This window comes from Nocardia sp. NPDC050697 (genome assembly GCF_040654395.1).
Taxonomy (GTDB): Bacteria; Actinomycetota; Actinomycetes; order Mycobacteriales; family Mycobacteriaceae; genus Nocardia.
On the sequence record NZ_JBFAHY010000003.1, the window covers coordinates 674,336 to 692,442 of the forward strand.

An 18,107-nucleotide genomic window follows, 5' to 3' on the forward strand; every position below is an offset into this window, starting at 1 on the left:
TCCCAGGTAGACCCGAAACCACGGTCTACCTGGGACGATGGAGCCGCCTAGGAGAATCGAACTCCTGACCTTTTCATTACGAGTCGAGTACCTGACGTTCTAGTTGGCACTGTGGCTGTCCGTACTCCTACGGGAGGTGCGACAACACCTCCGTGGGAGTTTCGTCATGTCCGGCGTCGTCGGGAGGAGTTGTGACAACGCGGTGACACCGGGTGACTTCCTTTCCCCTGCTTCCTCGTCCTGGCCATCCCTGGCTGAGGGAGGTCGTGTCAAGGGCGCTCTTTCCCTTGACTCGGCCGAGTGAAGTCAGACAATCGGGCCATGAGGAGGCAGGGACCCTGCCCCCGCCACGCGGCCGGAGGACGCGCAGTAGTCCACCCTGGAGAGCAGCCGGGAGAGGGGGCCGGAGCCCCCTGGCTACTCAGTGGCCGTCGTCCCAGCTGTCCACGGCCTCCAGGTTGGTGCGGGCCCGGAGGTAGCAGGGGTGGCAGTACGCCTTCTCGACGGTGCGGCCCTGCCAGCGGAAGTGGAAGAGGTCGGTGGCGGGGGTGGTGCAGGTGCGGATGGAGCAGATCGTACCTGCACCATCCCCGCCACCGACTGCAATTGACCCAGCCAGACCACCGAGGGTGCTGGCCTGCCCCTGTTACCTCGGCCATGCGGCCGGAAGGTGCGCAATCACCAGCAGTCCCGAATAACATTCCGACCAGAAGGTCCGTTGTGCGTCAGCCCCTTTGATGGCGGGAAGCTGAAAGTATGCGGGACAATCGATTGATGAACCAGACTCCACGACATGGTCGTGGTCGACGCTTCACGGCGGACGACCTGGGACGAGGAGCCGCAGGACGGGCGAGTTGACAGTCTTTCCACACGGCGATCGCGTCCTCAGAGGTAGCTGCCACTGGCAGCACACGCCGGATGTCGAGGCAAGTTTGGACGTTCTACGGCGAACAGATTCGTTTGCCCTCGGCAACCTCCAGGGGCAAATTCGTGAGTCGGAAGGCGCAGGACTTGGCCGCAGCAGCCGCTACGGCTTTCCGGGTGACTACAGGTGCCCGCTCGACTTCCCGCCGTCCAATGAGCCCGACCCTCCGTGGTTAGGGGAACTCAAGTCGTCGGGGATGAAGGGAGTGGAGTGGCGCCTGTACTTCGGCGAACCGACCAACCTTCAAGATCACGTAGTTGGAGTGCATCTGCGTGATAGCAAGTTGAGGCGGTTGACGAAGGCTCAGAACAAGAGGCGGCAGCGTTCGCACATCGTCAAGGCGATGCGCTACCTGAAGAAGTTCTTCAACGAGCACGGCTACCGGTGGGCACCGTTCCCTGAGTAGACAGATGCGTCACGATCCGGTCCCCGGTGAGCGATGTTGCGTTACAGTGCAACGCATGAGGCCCTGGCGTAACCGTGAACGAGACCTCGACCTGACCAGTGATAGCCATGTCGCGAACGCTATGCGAATGACGCAAGCGCGTCGTCGGATGTTAAACGATCTTATCGGCGTCCGGCGCAGGCGGAAATTCAGTCAGTCGCAGGTAGCAAATGCGATCGGGATTAATCGTTCCGGAATTAGCCGTTTCGAGTCGGATATTGAGGGCAGTAACCCAACTCTCGACACTATTCTACGATATGCACAAGCAGTAGGCGCTTCCGTTCATCTGCATGTGGAGCCCGTCGAGCGCGTAGAGCAAATAGAGGCTCGTAACCGCAGAGCGCATTGGCGGGCATCGACGGCCGCCGCTCCCAGCGTCCGCACGGACCCTGAGAAGAAGAGTTACAGAGTTCTGGAATCGCAAGGTGCCGCGTGGGTTACCGCTGAAGGGTCAGCTGGGTGAGCGAGCAAGAAAGTAACGAACAAGGTGCTGGTAGCGGCGCCAAACCTGCCCTACAGCTCGAAGGCGTAGAAACGTGGAAAGCCTACGCGGAGCGATGGTTTGCCGAAGACGAGATGCCTTCCGAAGCATTATTCGAAGCACAGTGGATAAAGGGCGACGAAAAAGTACGCCTGGACGTCGGAATAAACACCTATTCCGATAGCCGAATAGCGATAGCAATGACAGTAGATATTCGAGACCACTTACCGCGAATAATCTCTGCCCAGGTTGTTGCGACTTACATACTGGCTGACGTTCGAGGCTTAGAGGGCCCGCCAGAGGTGGGCAATATCGATGACGTTGACGCTTACTTCGCATCCTTAGAGCAAGGCCCGCGCCTCTTCATTATCAACACCGGAATTGCGGATATCGTTCCATATCTGCGGGAACTAGTTCAGAGCCTTTCAGTGAGACTATTTCCGAACGATCCCGTCGTGCTCTCCAACTCCATCGTTATCGAAGCGAGCAAGGTGGAGCGCCTGTCGTCGTAACTAGCGCGATCGGTGGGGGCTCGTGGTCGGGTTCTCGGAACGAAACCACAGCCGGTCGACTGTGCTGTGACTGTAGGTCTGCAACCGCAGGCGGGAGGCAAGCCGGGTACGGCTCACATCGCGCCCAGCACTGCCTCAGTTGTTGCAGGGCGCGGCAGGGGTGTCCTGGTCGTACCTTGCGGGCGCTGGGTGCCGTCGACGCGCCGACGCGCCGCGGCGACCGCGGTTCAGGGAGCCGCGCTGCGCGTCGTAGCGCGGCGGCGGCGCGTAGCGCCGCCGGTGCGCCTTGACTCTATATAGCGAATTTCGGCAACAACTCGAACCGGGGCCGTTGCTACTCGTCTTGCAATCTGGCGGACGGCGGCCTGGCCAAGATCTGGCTGACCCGGCTCTTGGTCACGCCGATTCGTTCGGCAATCTCGGTGTAGCTCAGCCCGGCCCGGTGAGCCTCTTCGATCGCGTGCTTCCGGAGTTCGGCCAGCTCCACTGCGAGTCGCTGGCACCGCGTAAGCAGTTCGGTCGCCCGTAGACCGCGGCGAACCGGGTCCGGGTCGGAGCGAACCTGCTCGAACTCGTCTGCGATCGACACAAGTCAAGGGTAGGTCGCATCGGCGGCAGCCTGCGGGTTACGCCGAGTGCCGCTGTGTTGGTGCAGTTGCGATGACCTCGCGCACGGCGGGTGACTGAACGAGTTGACGAGACCCGATCAGTCGGGACAGCAGGGTCAGCGCGGATTGGTGAACCTCCGCGGCGGGATGGCGGGTGGCGTTGGATGCGCAGGCATCTTCGATGATCCAGGGCGTGTAGCCGCTGTCGAAGGCGTCGAGCGCAGTCTTGAGTACGCAACCGTCGGTGGCGATGCCGCAGATGTAGAGGTCGGTGTAGCCGGTGAGCATCCGACGCCCATCGTCGGTGAGGGCGGTGTAGGTGACCTTGTCGAGTACCTGAGCGCCAGGCGCATCAGCGAGAGGACGGAGGTCGGGCACGAGGTCGGTCTGTGGCGCTTCGCGGAGGCCATTCCAGCCGATGAGGCGTTGGTAGGGCGATCCCTCGTAGTTGTGGTATCGGGTGAAGAGGGTGGCGCCCCCCGCATTCGTCCACTGCTCGGCGAGATCGCGGATGATCGGCACGACGTGGCGCGAGTGCTCGTTGACGAAGCCGTTCTGCACATCGATCACGAGCAGGATGGGGTGAGTGCTCATTTCGCTCCGATGTCCTTGAGGGTGTCGGCTGCGTTCGCCAGGTGCAGGGGCAGACCGCTGGATTGGACGATGGCGTCGCGCATCGATCGATGCGCGTCGGACTCCTGCGGTCTGGGTGTGAGCAGGCGTGAACGGCACGCTCGGATGAAGGTAGTGCCGTAGCCGGGTTCGATGCGCGGTTCCCGGCCGTGCTCGATCGCGTCAGCGATGTAGGCGCAGTAGCTCCAGATCGACTGGACGTCGAGTTCAATCGCGATGATCTGATCTTCGGTCAGGGCTCGGTCTTCGTCGAAGGCGTGGTAGACGACGCCGGACCAGGACGCATATCCCGACGACACGCCCTGCACTCCGAAGGGCCTCATGTCGGCGTGATCGAATCCTTCGGCAAGTAGATCGCGTTCCGCGTGGCCGGACTCGTCGCCGGATTCGAGGAGCACCCGCGGTGAGCAGATGATCTTGAGGGCCGATTCGAGGATGCGGCCGGACCAGATCGGCGAATGGACCCAGTAGAAGCTCAGGACGTACGAGGGTGTCGCCGGGGCGCCGAGCAGCCGACCGACCTCGCGGGCTGCCCACTCAAGGTTCTCCGGGTAAGTCTCGTAGCGCCAGTACGCCATGCTCGCGATGTCGGGGAAGTCGACATCTTCGACCAGATGCAGGATGACGGCGCCGAACGGCCAAGCGTGCAAAGTGCAGTGGTCGCCCAGTGCCACTGTGGCCGGCGCTTTAGCGTCGCGGGGAACGAGCTGCTGCAAGCTCTCGTGGTCGACGCTGACCGAGATGAACTTGTGAGACCGGAGGCCGAGCCTTTCGGCCGAGTTCGGCGAGATGGAAGAGACGGCTACGACGACGTCGCCGGGCGGCGTGACCGATGCTTCCCACGAGGAGACCAGTCCTGCGGTGACCTCCCGTCCGATGAGGGAGGTGAGCACCTTGGCGAACTCCCGCTCGTCCAGTCCCATCGCCACGCGGGCTCCAGCGACTCGATGCCGAGCGAGGGTGCCGAAGTCGGGTCGATACCGGGAACGGGTGCGTAAGTCGGTCACGTTCGGGTCCACGGCTACCCCACCCGCCTGTTCGACGACGGCTGGTCGGTCGACGGGTTAAGACCGAGGTTGGCGTACACGTCCATCATCTGGGCTTCGAGGCGCGCGACCCGAGCGGCCAGTCCCTCGTTCGCTAGGTCTGCTTCCGACTTGGGTGAACGCACGAAGGTGCCGACCCCGTGAATCGTCTCGATCACGCCCTCGCTCCTGAGTACGTCGAGAGCTCGATCGATGGTCCCGAGTGAGCGGGAGTACAACGCGGCCAGCTCCTCCTTGGTCGGCAATCGCTTGTCGACGGCATACGTGCCATCAGCAATCTTCGCGCGGAGATCATCCGCGACGACCTGGTACTTCGTGCGCGAACGCTCGTCCTGAGTCATACGTCAATCATATGCCTCGCGGGTCACTCACATAGATGTCCCCTAGGTCACCCCTTGTATCATCTAGATGTCTATGGTCATATAGATGACGTAAGACTTCGACAGACGAACCGAGGAGATGCGAAATGGCTTTGAAGGATGTGTGGTTCACCCCGGCGTTCGAGCAGGCGTTCCCGAAGGGGCTGTTCCTGCTGGGTGACATCGAGGCGGTGACCGAGTTCAACTCCGATCGCAGCGCGCCGAAGCGCCAGCGGGTGGACCTGGACAACGACGGCAACGGCTCGGGCAAGCGGCTGTGGCGGGGCACGGTAACCGACCCGACGGCGGCGAACGCGAAGACGGCCTCGTTCGACGTGACGTTCGTGGCCGATGTGATGCCGGTTCCCGCGGCGCCGGAGATCGTGCCGGGGATGCGCCCGATCACGCTGGTCGGCTTGCAGATCAAGCCGAAGATCGAGGGCAACGGGGAGTTCAAGCGGATCGGCTGGAACATCCGCGCGGCGGGGATCGAGGGCGACACCAACGCCCCGCGCTCGACCGGCAACGGCTCGGCCGCGAAGGCGGTGGCGTGATGAGTTCCATGACCACCGTCCGCTACAGCGACGACGGCATCACGGCCCGGTACATCCCGGGCGAGGTCTACCACTACAAGACCTCGCCGGGCAGCATCGTGATCCCGGCGCGGATCGCGGTGGAGCTGGCCGGGGTCGTCGGCGGTGACGCCTCGCTGTCGCTGTCGATCGAGGACGCGCGCAGCCTGCTGGCCGCGTTGCCGGGGGTGCTGGCCGAGCACGACGCCGCCGAGTCCGCCCGGATCGACACCACCATCACTGTGGACGCCGGGAAGGCGGCGTAGTCGTGTCCGAGCGTTCCACGGCGATGCGGGCGGCCCGGTGGGTCGCGGTCCTGGTGATCGTGACCATCGGCGTCGCCGCCTTCGCTCTCTCGTTCGCCGCGCTCAAGGAGCTGGCGATCATGGCCCGCACCCCGGCCGAGCTGGCGTGGCTGTGGCCGGTGATCGTCGACGGCACGATCATCCAGGCCACCATCTCCATGCTGGTACTCGCCAGCGGGCCGGAGCGGCGTTGGTTCCTCGGGGTGCTGGTTTGCGGCGCCCTGGTCTCGGTGGTCGGCAACTCGGTGCACGCGGCGATGGCCGGGGAGCACCTGCCCTGGTGGGCCGCCGCCCTCGTCGCCGCGGTGGCGCCAGTGTCGCTGCTGGTCGATACACACGGCCTGGCGATGCTGTTCCGAGCCTCCAACCGCGAGCCCATCCCGCAAGCCGCGGCCGAGCCCGAGCCGTCGCCGGTCACGGTCTCCGAGCCGACGCCGGCCGATTCTCCTCGCCCGGCCCCGGCCCCGGCGCCGGTCCGTCGTCGCAAGCCTGCTGCTCGGCGTGATCCGGCCAAGGTCGCTCGCGCGATCGAGATGCACGCCGATGGCGTGAAGTTCCCGGAAATCGCTGCCGCACTGGGGGTCTCGCCCTCGACCGCCCGCAACTACGTCGGCAAGGCCAAGACCCCCGACACCCCGGCACCGGCCCCAGCTCCCGCGCCGAGCCCGGTCCCCGAGTCCGCCCCGGCGCCCGCGCCGCTCACGGCTCCTGTTCGTCCCGTTATCCCTGTTCGCCCGCGTCCGGTGGTGCAGCCGATGCTGCCGCTCGCGGTGGGAGGTGCCTGACCCATGAACCTCGAAACTCTCCTCGTCGCTACCGGGGCGGTGACCGGTACCGGTGTGCTGGCCTGGTGGCGCTACCTCGACGCCACGGTCACCCGCTCGGCCACCACCGCCGAGCAGATCACCGCAGCTGCCCCGCCCGCGCTGCGTCCGGCCGTGTTCATCCTCGCCGACCCCGCCCAGACCGCCCTGATGTTCGAGGCCCTCGACCTCGGGCACCGCGACCGCGGCTTCCCCCACATCGCCCGATGGGACTACACCCCGCACGGCATCGATGTGGAGGTGCAGATGCTCGGCGGGCAGAAGCTGAGTGACTGGACCAACGAGGACACCTGCGACCAGCTCGCCACCTACTTCGCCGTCCCGGAAGTGACCGCGGCCGGGACCGAACCGAGCCATGTCCGGCTGTCACTGCGGGTCTTCGACACCCTCTCCGACAGCATCCCGACCGACGTGGTCTCCGGCGCCGAGCAGCAGGCGGCACCGGAACCCATCACCCCGGCCTCGGTCGGCGTCGACCTGGAAGCGGTCCCGGTCGGCGTCGCTGAGGACGGCTCGCCGTGGCTGCTGCGAGTGCTGGGCTCGCAGATCCTCGTAGCCGGGGCTACCGGGTCGGGTAAGGGCTCGGTGCTGCATTCGATCATCGGCGGTCTCGGCCCCGCGATCCGCGCCGGGCTGGTGGATGTGTGGATGTGTGACCCCAAGGGCGGCGCGGAGTTCGGCAGCGGCGCGGATCGGCTGTTCGTCCGCTTCGGGGTCGACGCCGCCACGATCCTCGGAATGCTCTCCGAGGCAGTCGAACTCATGGATGAGCGGCTGGTCCGGATGCGCCGCTCCGGTACCCGCAAGCTCTACCCGAGCACCGATGAGCCGCTGATGCTGATCGTCATCGATGAGGCCGCCGCGCTGTCGTCGTATGCGAGCCGGGAGGAGCAGAACGAGTTCCGGCACCTGTCGGGGCTGCTGCTGTCCAAGGGCCGCGCCGCCGCGGTGGTCGTGGTCGCGGCGTTGCAGGACCCGTCCAAGGAGACCATGCCCAACCGGCAGCTGTTCTCCGTCCGGATCGGTCTGCGCCTGGACGAGCCGACGCAGACCGCGATGGTCCACGGACAGGGCGCCCGCGACCGCGGTGCACGCTGCGACCAGATCAGCGAACTCACCCCCGGTGTCGGCTACGTCGGCGAGGACGGCACGACCGGGTTCAAGCGGGTCCGCGCGTTCTGGGTCTCCGATGAGGCGGTCGACGCCATCGTGGACACCTTCTCCCCCGCCCAGCCCGACACCGCTCCCGCGGGCGATTACTCCGGCTTCGACCCCGACGACCTCGGTGACGGGGAGGTGGCGGCGTGAGGCGGGGGTTCATGACCGAGACCCACGTCGTCGTCTACTGCGACAACTGCGGCGAGCTCTACACCGACCCCGATGGCGAGTCGATCTGCTTCGACACCCGCTACCAGGCCATCGCCTTCCTCACCGCGCAGACCGTGGGCGTCCGGTGGGTCTACGACGGCGACACCATCATCTGCCCCGGCTGCCACGGCGCCATCCGTCGCGCCGAGCACGCCCACTCCCTCCCCGAAACCGAGGCCATCTGATGTCCAACGTCCGAAACCTGTTCTCCGACAACCCGAACCACGACCGCGACCGCTCCGGCGATCTGGTGGCCGATACCCGCGCTGAGCGTCGCTGCCGCTGGGAGCGCTCCGGGGCCGATCCGCTCGCGGTGGTGGTTCACCTGCTGGCCGAGACCGGCGACGCTCCCGGCTGGCACCTCGACCTCGCCGCGGCCGACGGCGGCGACGATGATTGGCCGGAGGCCGCGTGATGCTGACCGTGACCGATCTGTTCTGCGGTGCTGGCGGTTCGAGCACCGGAGCCGCCGAGGTCCCCGGAGTCGTCGTGCGCATGGCGGCCAATCATTGGCGGCTGGCGGTGGAGACCCACAACACCAACCACCCCGGCACCGAGCACGCCTGCGCGGACCTGTCGCAGGTGGATCCGCGACTGTTCCCCCGCACCGATGTGTTGTGGGCCTCCCCGTCGTGCACCAACCACTCCGTGGCCCGGGGGCGTGCCCGCAACGTCGACTCGACCCCGGACCTGTTCGGCGAGATCCTGCCCGACGAGGCCGCCGAGCGGTCGCGGGCGACGATGTGGGACGTGGTGCGGTTCGCCGAGTACCACCGGTATCGGGCGATCATCGTGGAGAACGTCGTGGACGCCGCGAAGTGGGTGATGTGGCCGGCGTGGCTGCAAGCGCTGGACCTGCTCGGCTACCGCCACGAGGTCGTCTACCTCAACAGCATGCACGCCCACGCCGCCGGAGCTCCCGCCCCGCAGTCCCGCGACCGGCTCTATGTCGTGTGCTGGCGGCAGGGTGACCGGGCCCCGGACCTGAACCGGTGGACTCGCCCGCGCGCCTGGTGCCCGGCGTGTGACCGGGAAGTCACCGCAGTGCAGGGCTGGAAGAACCCCCGCCGCCGCTGGGGCCGCTACCGCGCTCAGTACACCTGGCGCTGCCCCTCGGTCATTTGCCGGAACTCGATCGTGGAACCGGCCTGGCTGCCCGCCTCCACCGTCATCGACTGGAGCTTGCGCGGGGAACGCATCGGGGACCGCCGCCGCCCGCTCTCGCCCAAGACCATGGCCCGCATCCAGGCAGGGCTGGACCGGTATGCGGGGCCGTTCGTCACCGAACACCGCCACGAATACCGCGTGCGGGACCTCGCCCGCCCGATGCAGACCATCGCCTCCTCGGGCAACCACTTCGGCCTCGTCGTCCCGGTCGAAGGCCGCCACGGCAAGCAAGCCACCCCGGTCACCGACCCGGTGCGCACGATGACCACCCGCAGCGAGACCGCCCTGCTGGTCCCGTATTACGGCAACGGCACCGCCCGCCCGGCCACCGCACCGCACGGCACCGCCACCACCCGCGACCGCTACGCCCTGGTCGTCCCGCTGCGCAACCACAACACCCCCAAACCCGTCACCGCCCCGCTCGACACCATCGCCGCCGCGGGAACCCACCACGGGCTCACCATCCCGGCGCTCGCGGTGGAGGACTGCGAGTTCCGAATGCTCGAACCCCGCGAGATCGCCCGCGCGATGGCCTTCACTCCGGAGTACGTGATCCTGGGCAACCGCCGCGAGCAGGTCCGCCAAGCCGGGAACGCCGTCACCCCGCCCGCCGCCCGCGACCTGGTCTCCGCCGTCGCCGAAGCCCTCGGCCACCACATCGAGGCCGCCGCATGACTACCAACAAGCCGAAACCCGAACCGGCACCGGTCAATCCGATCGTCGCCAAGGCTGCGGCCGGGATCCGGAAGCGCCGGACCCGCACGCCGGCCCCGATGCCCTTCGCCCCGACACCGGGACAGCTCGAACTGTTCGACCCCGCCACCCTGGAGGACCAGCCGTGAAGACCACCACCACGACCACCGAGACGGACACCGACCCGTTCGACGTCATCCTCACCGGAGCCGGATACGGCCTGCTCTACACCGGCTACGCCGCCGCGCTGGCGATCAAATGGGCGGTCCTGTTCCCGGTCATCTCGGCCCCGCTCGGGTTCTCGGTGCTGGCCGGGGTCCTGCTGGGCTGGCCGGTCGGCCTCGGGCTCGGCCTGGTGGCCCTCGCGGGGATCATGCTCTGGCGACACCGTCGTCCGGAGATGTTCGAGCGGTGGGTCACCGCCCGCGCCCGCACCCGGTTCCTGACCTGGTGGCGCTACACCCGCCGCTGGCGCCGCCTGCTCACCGCCTGCAACCTCACCATCCACGAGGGAGAGCAGACGTTCTGCCCGCGACTGCTCTCGGTCGCGGTCGGCGCCACCACCGACGTCGTGCGGCTGCGGATGCTGGCCGGCCAATCCCCGGCCGATTTCGAGAACCGTGTCGAGCACCTGGCCCATGCCTTCGGCGCCGACGCCGCCCGCGCCACGATCACCGGCCCCGCGGTCGTCGAACTCGCCTTCCGCTACGGCGATTCCCTCGCCAGCGTGATCGCCCTGCCCGAGCACCGTCCTCTGCCCGGCGAGCTGGGCTCGACCGACAAGGACGCCGCATGACCCACACCGCCCCGGTGGTGAACGATGCTCCGCCGACGCCACCCACGCGGGTGACTGCGGCGGATCGTCGTGCGCTCCCGAACCTCGACGCCATCGCCGAATCCGCCGCCGACAAGGAAGGCATCTGCGCCCGCGTCCTGCCCATGCGCGCAGTGGAGGTCGGCACCGGCCGGGTCTCCTACATCGGCGCCCCCTGCAAGTCCACCCTCGAATCCGTCTGCCCGGCCTGCGCCAAAGCCGCCCGGTACACGCGGATGATGCAGTGCAAGGAAGGGTGGTGCCTCGACGCCGAACCCGAAGTGCCGACACCGGAAACCACTGCCGCGCAGCATGATCTGCTCGCCGCCCGCGCGCACCTGTTCGGCGAGTACCAGAACGCTCGCACCGCCGGAGACGACGACCTCTGCGACTCGGTGACCGCGCTGGTGGCCGAGCTGGATGAGGAGCTGCGCGAGCTCGGGGTGCGTGGCCCGTTCCCGCCGCTGGAAGCCCGCCCGAAGCGCAAGGCCAAGTCCACCCGCCGCCGCGACGACGTGCCGGACCTGCCGCGGCTCAAGGTCGCCAAGACCACCGTCGGGCGGGAGTACGGCGGCAAGTACCGCCCCTCGACCTTCTTCACCCTGACCCTGCCCTCCTACGGGCACATCAACCGGGTTCCCGGACCGGGCGGGGAGCAGGTCACCGACGGTTCCCCGCGTGATCCGGAGTCCTACGACTACACCCGGGCTGCCCGCGACATCGTGCACTTCAAGGCGCTGTGGGATCGGTGGGTGCAGAACCTCCGGCGCGCGGTCGGCTGGAACGTGCAGTACTTCGCCACCGTGGAACCGCAGAAGCGCGGCGCCCCGCACATCCACGTAGCCCTGCGCGGCAGCGTGCCGAACGCGGTGCTCAGGCAGGTCACCGCGGCGACCTACCGCAATATCTGGTGGCCGCACCACGACCGCGAGGTCTACCGCGACGGGCACATGCCGGTCTGGGACTACCAGGCCGACACCTTCACCGACCCCGACACCGGCGCCCCGCTCACCTCCTGGGAGGACGCGCTGGCGGTCATGGACACCGTCGATGAGCTGGAGCCCTCGCACACGATCAGGTTCGGGGAGCAGTCCAAGCCCGTGCAAATCCTCGCCGGGTCCGATGAGCAGGAGCGCAAGGTCCGGTACCTGACCAAGTACCTCACCAAATCGGTATCCGAAATTCTCACCGCCGACAGCACGCGCGTGGCCGTGCACTACGACCGCCTGGAGGAGGAGTTGAAGCACACCCCGTGCTCGCCCACCTGCGGGGTCTGGCTGCGCTACGGCATCGTCCCCAAGAACGCCAAAGCCAAGATGGTCCCCGGCCGCTGCAAGGGCAAAGCCCACCGCCGCGACACCCTCGGCCTTCCCGGACAGCGAGTCCTCGCCTCGGGGTTATGGACCGGCAAGACCGTCGCCGACCATAAGGCCGACCGCGCCGAGTTCGTCCGCCAGACCCTCGCTGCCGTGGGCATCACCCGCCCCGAACGCCCCGAGTTGCGCATCAGCCTGGTCCAGCCCGGTGACAAGGACGCTCCCCCGCGCTCGCACCTGATCATCGCCACGGTGTCTGAGCGGATTCGCCAGCGCGCCGAGTACGACTCCGCCCGCCTCGCACTCGCAGAAGGGCCACCCGGCCCACCCGACCCCGATTTCGTTCAGCAGTCCGCCGCATAGGAAGAGGTACCCGCCATGTCCAAGCTCCTGACCGAGCAGGAAGTCCGCAAACTGATCCCGATCGGGCACAGCAAGTACTACGAACTCATCGGCACCGGCGCCCTGCGCTCGGTGAAGATCGGGCGCCGCCGCTTCGTCACCGAACAGGCCGTCACCGACTACATCGCGGGCCTGGACCAGGCGGCATGAGCAGACGGCAGCTGCCACCGCAGATCAAGAAGATCGTCCTCAAGAGCGGTGCGGTTCGCTATCAGGTCACGACCGAGGCAGGGAGGGCCCCCGAGACGGGCAAGCGGCGGCAGACGAAGAAGCGCTACCGCACGGAGGCAGAGGCTCGGGACGCGCTGGCGGCGACCACGATGGCAGTCCGTCAGGGCACCTTCGTCCCGAACTCGGCACTGACCGTCGACCAAGCGTGCGAGGACTGGTTGGCGGGCAAGCGGGTGCGCGGTACGACAGCCACGAACTACCTGAACGCGCTGCAACCGGTCCGCGATCGGTACGGCGCCGAGGTGGTGCAGAAGTTGTCGAAGCGGCACCTCGATGACCTGGTAACCGATCTGCTCGCCGGGACAGCGAAGAAGGCCAACGGGCGGACCCGGCGACCGTGGAAGCCGGAGACGGTCAACGCAACCTTGGACCGGTTCGAGACAGTGCTCGAATCGCTGATCGCGGAGGGCAAGCTGGTCCGCAATGTCGCTGCGCTCGTCGATCGGGTGCCGGCCGGACCGAAGAAGCGGCGCTCCACCTACACCGAGGCGGAGGTGCGCCGGGTCCTGGAGGTCGCCGCCGCTGACCGCAACGGGCACGCCTGGCACTTGGCGCTGTCCGGGCTGCGCCGCGGTGAGATCGGTGGATTGCGCTGGTCAGATGTCGACCTGGACGCCGGGCTGCTGACGGTGGCGAACAACCGGGTCTCGGTGAACGGCAAGCCGGTCGAATCCGACCCGAAGTCGGAGGACTCCGGGCGGACGCTGCCGCTGACTCCGACGCTGAAGGTGGAGCTGCGGGCAGCACGCAAGCGGCAGGCGGCGGAGAGGCTGGCGCTCGGTGAGGCGTACGGGCCAGGGACGCATGTCGTGGTGAACGAGGCGGGCCAGTCCTACCACCCGGACACCCTCACCGACTACTGGGACCGGATCACCAGGGCGGCCGAGGTTCGACGGATTCGGCTGCACGATGCGCGCCACACCTGCGGCACCCTGATGCATCTCCAGGGTGTGCCGATCGCGGTGATCGCGGAGTGGCTGGGGCACGCTGACAGCGCATTTACGATGCGCACCTACGTGCATTCGCAGAACGATGCGCTGGTCTCGGCGGCGGGCACGCTGGAGGCCCTTGTGGCAAAGCGTGACAAGAACGCGAATCCCCCGAGCCGCCGGAAACGACGTAAGCGCCGGAAAGCGGCTGGTTAGAGCCAGATTCCGGATGGAGCCGCCTGCGAGAATCGAACTCGCGACCTTTTCATTACGAGTGAAGCGCTCTACCGACTGAGCTAAGGCGGCGTGCCTCTCGGCCAGGGCAGTCTATCGTCCCGGCCCGGGATCACGAAAACAGGTGGTCACTTCGTCTGTGCCTCGATGAGCGCGGCGACCATGGCGGCGAGCGCGAAGCGGGGTTTGACGTTCAGGTCGAGGGCTTCGCGGCAGGCGAGGACGGCTTCGACGGAGCGGAGCAGCCCCTCCGGGGAGACGCGGTTCGCGAGGTCGTGGATGGGGTCGCTGAGGTCGGGGTGGGTGAGGGCGACGCCGGTGCGGACGGCGCCGAAGCGGACGGCGAGGGCGTCGCGGTAGACGCCGGCGATATCGATGAGGGTGCGGTCGAGGGCGTCGCGGCCGGTGCGGGTGGCGCGGGATTTCTGGCGGCGCTCGAGGTCTTTGAGCACGCCGGCGGAGCCGCGGGTGGCGCCGGCGGCGCCCTTGCCGGTGCCGCCGGCGCCGAGGGCGGTGGCGAGTTCCTCGCGTTCCTGTTCGTCGCGGTCGGCGCTCATCTCCTTGGCCTCGTCGTCGGCGGCCTTCACGAGTTCGTCGGCGGCGCTGTAGCCGTTGCCGCGGCCGACGGCGCCGACGAGGGCGAGCGACTTCTTGCGCCGGGCGCGGGCCTCGGGGTCGGTGGCGAGGCGGCGGGCGCGGCCGACGTGGCCGCCGCTCACCGCGGCGGCCCAGTCGGCGGCGTCGGCGGGGAGGCCGTCGCGCTCCTTCAGCACCTGCGCGATGGCGGGGACCGAGGGGGTGACCAGGTGGACGTGTCTGCACCGGGAGCGCAGCGTGATGGCGATGTCCTCGGGGTCGACGGTGGGGGCGCAGAGCAGGAAGACGGTGCGCTCCGGGGGCTCCTCGACCGCTTTGAGCAGGGCATTGCCCGCGCCCTCGGTGAGCCGGTCGGCGTCCTCGACGACCACCACCTGCCAGCGGCCGGTGCTCGGCCTGCGGGCGGCGATCTGCACGATGTCGCGCATCTCCTTGACGCTGATGCTGAGCCCCTCGGGCACGATCCGGCGCACGTCGCCGTGCGTGCCCGCGAGCACGGTGCCGCACGCCTGGCAGTGGCCGCAGCCGACCACCCCCGGCGTGGTGCACTGCAGTGCGGCCGCGAAGCACACCGCGGCCACCGAGCGCCCGGAGCCGGGCGGGCCGGTGAACAGCCAGGAGTGCGTCATGGCGCCGGACATCCTGCCCGCGCGGGCGGCGGTCGCGGCGGCGATCAGCTCGGCCTCGACCGTTTCCTGACCGACCAATCGATCGAAGACTCCCGGCACGGCGGTAACCCTAGCCGGGCCGGCCGACAGCTACTCGCCCGCGCTGCGGGCCGCCGTCTTCGCGGGGGCCTTCTTGGCGGGGGCCTTCTTGGCCGGGGCCTTCTTCGCGGCGGTCGCCTTGGTGGCGGTCGCCTTCGTCGCGCTGGTCTTGGCCGCCGTCTTCTTCGCCGGAGCCTTCTTGGCCGCCGCCTTCTTGGTGGTCTTCTTGGCCACCTTCTTCACCGGCCCGCGGGCCCGCCGCTCGGCGAGCAGCTCGGCGGCGCGGGCGTCGGTGATGCTCTCGACCTCGTCGCCCTTGCGCAGGCTGGCATTGGTCTCGCCGTCGGTGACGTACGGCCCGAAGCGGCCGTCCTTGATCACCATGGGCTTCTCGGTCACCGGGTCGGCGCCGAGTTCGCGCAGCGGCGGCGTGGCCGCGGCCTGCCTGCCGCGGCGCTTGGGTTCGGCGTAGATCTTGAGCGCCTCGTCCAGCGAGACGGTGAAGATCTGGCTCTCGTCGCCGAGCGAGCGGGAGTCGGTGCCCTTCTTCAGGTACGGCCCGTAGCGCCCGTTCTGCGCGGTGATCTCGTCACCGGAGGCGGGATCCTTGCCGACCACCCGCGGCAGCGAGAGCAGTTTGAGCGCGTCGTCCAGGGTGACGGTGGCGAGATCCATGGACTTGAAGAGCGAGCCGGTGCGCGGCTTGGCTGCCACGGCCTTCTTCGCCGTCTTCGCGGCCTCGGTCTTCTCCGGGGCGGGCAGCACCTCGGTGACGTACGGGCCGAACCGGCCCTCCTTCGCCACGATCTCGTGCCCGGACTCCGGGTCGATGCCGAGCGAGCGGCCCTCCTGCGGCGTCGCGAAGAGCTTCTCGGCGACCTCGGGGGTGAGCTCGTCCGGCGGCAGGTCGTCGGGCAGGTTGGCGCGCTGCGAGACGGGGTCGCCCTCGGGGTCGTCCGGGTCGGTGACCAGCCGCTCCAGGTACGGGCCGAAGCGGCCGACGCGGACCACGACGTCCCGGTCCTCGGCGTCGGTGAAGAGGACGATCGAGTTGACCTCGCGGGCGTCGATGTCGTCCAGCCGCTCGCCGACCATGCGCTTGAGCCCGCCGGAGCGCGCCACCGAGCCCTCGGCGCCGGTCTCGCCGCCGAAGTAGAAGCCGGAGAGCCAGTCGCCGCGGCGCTCCCGGCCGCCGGCGATGGCGTCCAGGTCGTCCTCCATGGCGGCGGTGAAATCGAAGTCGACCAGCCTGCCGAAGTGCGCCTCCAGCAGCCCGACCACCGCGAACGCCACCCACGACGGCACCAGCGCGCTGCCGCGCTTGTAGACGTAGCCGCGGTCGAGGATGGTCTTGATGATCGAGGAGTAGGTCGACGGCCTGCCGATCCCGAGCTCCTCCAGCGTCTTGATCAGCGAGGCCTCGGTGTAGCGGGCGGGCGGGTTCGTGCTGTGGCCGTCCGGGTTCAGCTCGACCGCGGTGACGGCCTGGCCCTCGCTCAGCGCGGGCAGCCTGGACTCGGCGTCGTCGGACTGGCCGCCCGCCTCCTCGTCCACGCTCTCCACGTACGCCTTGAGGAAGCCGGCGAAGGTGATGGTGCGGCCGGAGGTGGAGAAGACGCACTCCTCGCCGGTGCCCGCGTGCCCGGTGACCCGGACCGTCAGCGTGGTGCCCTTGGCGTCGGCCATCTGCGAGGCGACGGTGCGCTGCCAGATCAGCTCGTAGAGCCGGAACTCGTCGGTGTCCAGCCGCGCGTGCAGCTGGCCCGGGGTGGCGAAGGTGTCGCCGGAGGGGCGGATCGCCTCGTGTGCCTCCTGCGCGTTCTTCACCTTGCGGGTGAACTGCCGCGGCGTCGGGTGCACGTACTCGCTGCCGTAGAGCTGGGCGGCCTGCGAGCGGGCGGCGGCGATGGCCGACTCCGACAGCGTCGTGGAGTCGGTGCGCATGTAGGTGATGTAGCCGTTCTCGTACAGCCGCTGCGCCACCCGCATGGTGCGCTCGGAGGTGAAGCGCAGCTTGCGCCCGGCCTCCTGCTGCAGCGTGGAGGTCATGAACGGCGGGTACGGCTTGCGCGTGTACGGCTTGGACTCGACCGAGCTGACGGCCAGGTCGGCGCCGTCCAGCGCCTCGGCGAGCCGGCGCGCGTGCGCCTCGTCCAGCACGACGACGCCGGAGGCCGACTTGAGCGCGCCGTTGGAGTCGAAATCGCGGCCGGCGGCCACCCGCGCGCCGTCCACGCTGACCAGCCGGGCGCCGAAGATCCGCGGATTGCTCGCGGCCTCCTGCTCGCCCGCGTCCAGCTTGGCGGCGATATCCCAGTACTCGGCCGAGCGGAAGGCCATCCGCTCGCGCTCGCGGCGCACGATGACCCGGGTGGCCACCGACTGCACCCGGCCCGCCGAGAGCCGCGGCATGACCTTCTTCCACAGCACCGGGCTGACCTCGTAGCCGTACAGCCGGTCCAGGATGCGCCTGGTCTCCTGGGCGTCCACCAGGTCGCTGTCCAGGTCGCGGGTGTCGGCGGCGGCGGCCCGGATGGCGGGTTCGGTGATCTCGTGGAAGACCATCCGGCGGACCGGGATCTTCGGCTTGAGCGTCTCCAGCAGGTGCCAGGCGATGGCCTCGCCCTCGCGGTCCGGGTCGGTGGCGAGGTAGAGCTCGTCGGCATCCTTGAGCAGGCTCTTGAGCTCGGTGACCTTGGACTTCTTGTCCGGGCTCACCACGTAGATGGGCTCGAAGTCGTTGTCGACGTCGACGCCGAGCCGCGCCCACGGCTGCCCCTTGTACTTGGCCGGCACGTCGGCGGCGCCGCGCGGCAGATCCCTGATGTGGCCGACCGAGGCCTCCACCGTGTAGTTGCGGCCCAGGTAGGGGGCGATCTTCCTGGCCTTGGTCGGGGACTCCACGATCACGAGACGACGCAGGGGCCGGCCCTGGTCGG

At 68.3% G+C, this 18,107-nt stretch carries 21 protein-coding genes and 1 tRNA gene; 15 read left to right on the forward strand and 7 right to left on the reverse strand.

Annotation, left to right across the window (positions count from 1 at the left end; genetic code table 11):
• Positions 1-1,130: 1,130 nt before the first annotated feature.
• The 3 genes from AB0H71_RS14995 (at position 1,131) to AB0H71_RS15005 (ending at position 2,363) form a co-directional block, all read left to right on the forward strand.
• Positions 1,131-1,331: a hypothetical protein gene (locus AB0H71_RS14995; RefSeq protein ID WP_357020044.1), complete on the forward strand. Its 201-nt coding sequence runs from the start codon at positions 1,131-1,133 to the stop codon at positions 1,329-1,331.
• A gap of 148 nt (positions 1,332-1,479) precedes the next feature.
• Positions 1,480-1,833, forward strand: a complete 354-nt coding sequence (locus AB0H71_RS15000) for a helix-turn-helix transcriptional regulator (RefSeq protein ID WP_357020418.1) — start codon at positions 1,480-1,482, stop codon at positions 1,831-1,833.
• Positions 1,830-2,363, forward strand: a complete 534-nt coding sequence (locus tag AB0H71_RS15005; protein ID WP_357020046.1) for a hypothetical protein — start codon at positions 1,830-1,832, stop codon at positions 2,361-2,363. Before AB0H71_RS15000 ends, AB0H71_RS15005 begins: the two co-directional genes overlap by 4 nt.
• A 334-nt stretch (positions 2,364-2,697) precedes the next feature.
• Here the strand turns inward: AB0H71_RS15005 and AB0H71_RS15010 are convergent, their stop codons facing one another.
• The 4 genes from AB0H71_RS15010 to AB0H71_RS15025 form a co-directional block, all read right to left on the reverse strand.
• On the reverse strand, positions 2,698-2,952 hold the full coding sequence (locus AB0H71_RS15010) for a helix-turn-helix domain-containing protein (protein ID WP_357020049.1): 255 nt from the start codon (positions 2,950-2,952) through the stop codon (positions 2,698-2,700).
• A gap of 37 nt (positions 2,953-2,989) precedes the next feature.
• Positions 2,990-3,565 carry an isochorismatase family cysteine hydrolase gene (locus tag AB0H71_RS15015; RefSeq protein ID WP_357020052.1) on the reverse strand — a complete coding sequence of 192 codons (576 nt, stop codon included), beginning with the start codon at positions 3,563-3,565 and terminating at the stop codon, positions 2,990-2,992.
• The gene (locus AB0H71_RS15020; RefSeq protein ID WP_357020055.1) at positions 3,562-4,533 is read right to left on the reverse strand and encodes a hypothetical protein; all 972 of its coding nucleotides are present in this window, start codon (positions 4,531-4,533) and stop codon (positions 3,562-3,564) included. The genes AB0H71_RS15015 and AB0H71_RS15020 overlap by 4 nt, the downstream gene beginning before the upstream one ends.
• A gap of 92 nt (positions 4,534-4,625) precedes the next feature.
• Positions 4,626-4,991, reverse strand: a complete 366-nt coding sequence (locus tag AB0H71_RS15025; protein ID WP_357020061.1) for a GntR family transcriptional regulator — start codon at positions 4,989-4,991, stop codon at positions 4,626-4,628.
• Positions 4,992-5,116: 125 nt separating this feature from the next.
• On the opposite strand from AB0H71_RS15025, the gene AB0H71_RS15030 reads away from it, so the two are divergent.
• The 12 genes from AB0H71_RS15030 to AB0H71_RS15085 are packed head-to-tail and all read left to right on the forward strand — an operon-like array spanning position 5,117 to position 13,846.
• Positions 5,117-5,563, forward strand: coding sequence for a hypothetical protein (locus AB0H71_RS15030; RefSeq protein ID WP_357020064.1), 447 nt, complete (start codon positions 5,117-5,119; stop codon positions 5,561-5,563).
• Positions 5,563-5,847 carry a hypothetical protein gene (locus tag AB0H71_RS15035; RefSeq protein ID WP_357020067.1) on the forward strand — a complete coding sequence of 95 codons (285 nt, stop codon included), beginning with the start codon at positions 5,563-5,565 and terminating at the stop codon, positions 5,845-5,847. Before AB0H71_RS15030 ends, AB0H71_RS15035 begins: the two co-directional genes overlap by 1 nt.
• Positions 5,848-5,849: 2 nt before the next feature.
• A complete protein-coding gene (locus AB0H71_RS15040) occupies positions 5,850-6,671 on the forward strand; it encodes a DUF2637 domain-containing protein (RefSeq protein WP_357020070.1) in 822 nt (273 codons plus the stop codon).
• A gap of 3 nt (positions 6,672-6,674) precedes the next feature.
• Positions 6,675-8,018, forward strand: a complete 1,344-nt coding sequence (locus AB0H71_RS15045) for an FtsK/SpoIIIE domain-containing protein (RefSeq protein ID WP_357020073.1) — start codon at positions 6,675-6,677, stop codon at positions 8,016-8,018.
• An 11-nt stretch (positions 8,019-8,029) separates the two neighbouring features.
• Positions 8,030-8,263 carry a hypothetical protein gene (locus AB0H71_RS15050; protein ID WP_357020076.1) on the forward strand — a complete coding sequence of 78 codons (234 nt, stop codon included), beginning with the start codon at positions 8,030-8,032 and terminating at the stop codon, positions 8,261-8,263.
• A complete protein-coding gene (locus AB0H71_RS15055) occupies positions 8,263-8,493 on the forward strand; it encodes a hypothetical protein (protein ID WP_357020079.1) in 231 nt (76 codons plus the stop codon). The genes AB0H71_RS15050 and AB0H71_RS15055 overlap by 1 nt, the downstream gene beginning before the upstream one ends.
• The gene (locus tag AB0H71_RS15060) at positions 8,493-9,920 is read left to right on the forward strand and encodes a DNA cytosine methyltransferase (protein ID WP_357020082.1); all 1,428 of its coding nucleotides are present in this window, start codon (positions 8,493-8,495) and stop codon (positions 9,918-9,920) included. Before AB0H71_RS15055 ends, AB0H71_RS15060 begins: the two co-directional genes overlap by 1 nt.
• Complete coding sequence (locus AB0H71_RS15065; RefSeq protein WP_357020085.1) at positions 9,917-10,087, forward strand: hypothetical protein; 171 nt, start codon at positions 9,917-9,919, stop codon at positions 10,085-10,087. The genes AB0H71_RS15060 and AB0H71_RS15065 overlap by 4 nt, the downstream gene beginning before the upstream one ends.
• On the forward strand, positions 10,084-10,734 hold the full coding sequence (locus AB0H71_RS15070; protein WP_357020088.1) for a hypothetical protein: 651 nt from the start codon (positions 10,084-10,086) through the stop codon (positions 10,732-10,734). Before AB0H71_RS15065 ends, AB0H71_RS15070 begins: the two co-directional genes overlap by 4 nt.
• Positions 10,731-12,431, forward strand: coding sequence for a replication initiator (locus tag AB0H71_RS15075; RefSeq protein WP_357020091.1), 1,701 nt, complete (start codon positions 10,731-10,733; stop codon positions 12,429-12,431). Before AB0H71_RS15070 ends, AB0H71_RS15075 begins: the two co-directional genes overlap by 4 nt.
• Positions 12,432-12,446: 15 nt before the next feature.
• Positions 12,447-12,620 (forward strand): hypothetical protein, encoded by a 174-nt coding sequence (locus tag AB0H71_RS15080; RefSeq protein WP_357020094.1) that lies wholly within the window; start codon positions 12,447-12,449, stop codon positions 12,618-12,620.
• Positions 12,617-13,846, forward strand: a complete 1,230-nt coding sequence (locus AB0H71_RS15085; RefSeq protein WP_357020097.1) for a site-specific integrase — start codon at positions 12,617-12,619, stop codon at positions 13,844-13,846. Before AB0H71_RS15080 ends, AB0H71_RS15085 begins: the two co-directional genes overlap by 4 nt.
• A gap of 14 nt (positions 13,847-13,860) precedes the next feature.
• On the opposite strand, the gene AB0H71_RS15090 is transcribed toward AB0H71_RS15085, so the two are convergent.
• The 3 genes from AB0H71_RS15090 to topA form a co-directional block, all read right to left on the reverse strand.
• Positions 13,861-13,936: transfer RNA gene (locus tag AB0H71_RS15090), tRNA-Thr, on the reverse strand.
• A 56-nt stretch (positions 13,937-13,992) separates the two neighbouring features.
• Entirely contained in the window at positions 13,993-15,189 is a 1,197-nt protein-coding gene (locus AB0H71_RS15095; RefSeq protein ID WP_357020100.1) for a DNA polymerase III subunit delta', read from the reverse strand.
• Positions 15,190-15,219: 30 nt separating this feature from the next.
• Positions 15,220-18,078: a type I DNA topoisomerase gene (gene topA / locus AB0H71_RS15100; RefSeq protein ID WP_357020104.1), complete on the reverse strand. Its 2,859-nt coding sequence runs from the start codon at positions 18,076-18,078 to the stop codon at positions 15,220-15,222.
• Between the last annotated feature and the right edge of the window lie 29 nt (positions 18,079-18,107).

Bases quoted from the DNA above. Each gene is read 5' to 3' on its own strand.
- AB0H71_RS15000 (WP_357020418.1), top strand. From the start codon at position 1,480: ATGTTAAACGATCTTATCGGCGTCCGGCGCAGGCGGAAATTCAGTCAG.
- AB0H71_RS15015 (WP_357020052.1), bottom strand. From the start codon at position 3,565: ATGAGCACTCACCCCATCCTGCTCGTGATCGATGTGCAGAACGGCTTC.
- AB0H71_RS15025 (WP_357020061.1), bottom strand. From the start codon at position 4,991: ATGACTCAGGACGAGCGTTCGCGCACGAAGTACCAGGTCGTCGCGGAT.
- AB0H71_RS15030 (WP_357020064.1), top strand. From the start codon at position 5,117: ATGGCTTTGAAGGATGTGTGGTTCACCCCGGCGTTCGAGCAGGCGTTC.
- AB0H71_RS15035 (WP_357020067.1), top strand. From the start codon at position 5,563: ATGAGTTCCATGACCACCGTCCGCTACAGCGACGACGGCATCACGGCC.
- AB0H71_RS15045 (WP_357020073.1), top strand. From the start codon at position 6,675: ATGAACCTCGAAACTCTCCTCGTCGCTACCGGGGCGGTGACCGGTACC.
- AB0H71_RS15050 (WP_357020076.1), top strand. From the start codon at position 8,030: ATGACCGAGACCCACGTCGTCGTCTACTGCGACAACTGCGGCGAGCTC.
- AB0H71_RS15055 (WP_357020079.1), top strand. From the start codon at position 8,263: ATGTCCAACGTCCGAAACCTGTTCTCCGACAACCCGAACCACGACCGC.
- AB0H71_RS15060 (WP_357020082.1), top strand. From the start codon at position 8,493: ATGCTGACCGTGACCGATCTGTTCTGCGGTGCTGGCGGTTCGAGCACC.
- AB0H71_RS15065 (WP_357020085.1), top strand. From the start codon at position 9,917: ATGACTACCAACAAGCCGAAACCCGAACCGGCACCGGTCAATCCGATC.
- AB0H71_RS15075 (WP_357020091.1), top strand. From the start codon at position 10,731: ATGACCCACACCGCCCCGGTGGTGAACGATGCTCCGCCGACGCCACCC.
- AB0H71_RS15080 (WP_357020094.1), top strand. From the start codon at position 12,447: ATGTCCAAGCTCCTGACCGAGCAGGAAGTCCGCAAACTGATCCCGATC.
- AB0H71_RS15085 (WP_357020097.1), top strand. From the start codon at position 12,617: ATGAGCAGACGGCAGCTGCCACCGCAGATCAAGAAGATCGTCCTCAAG.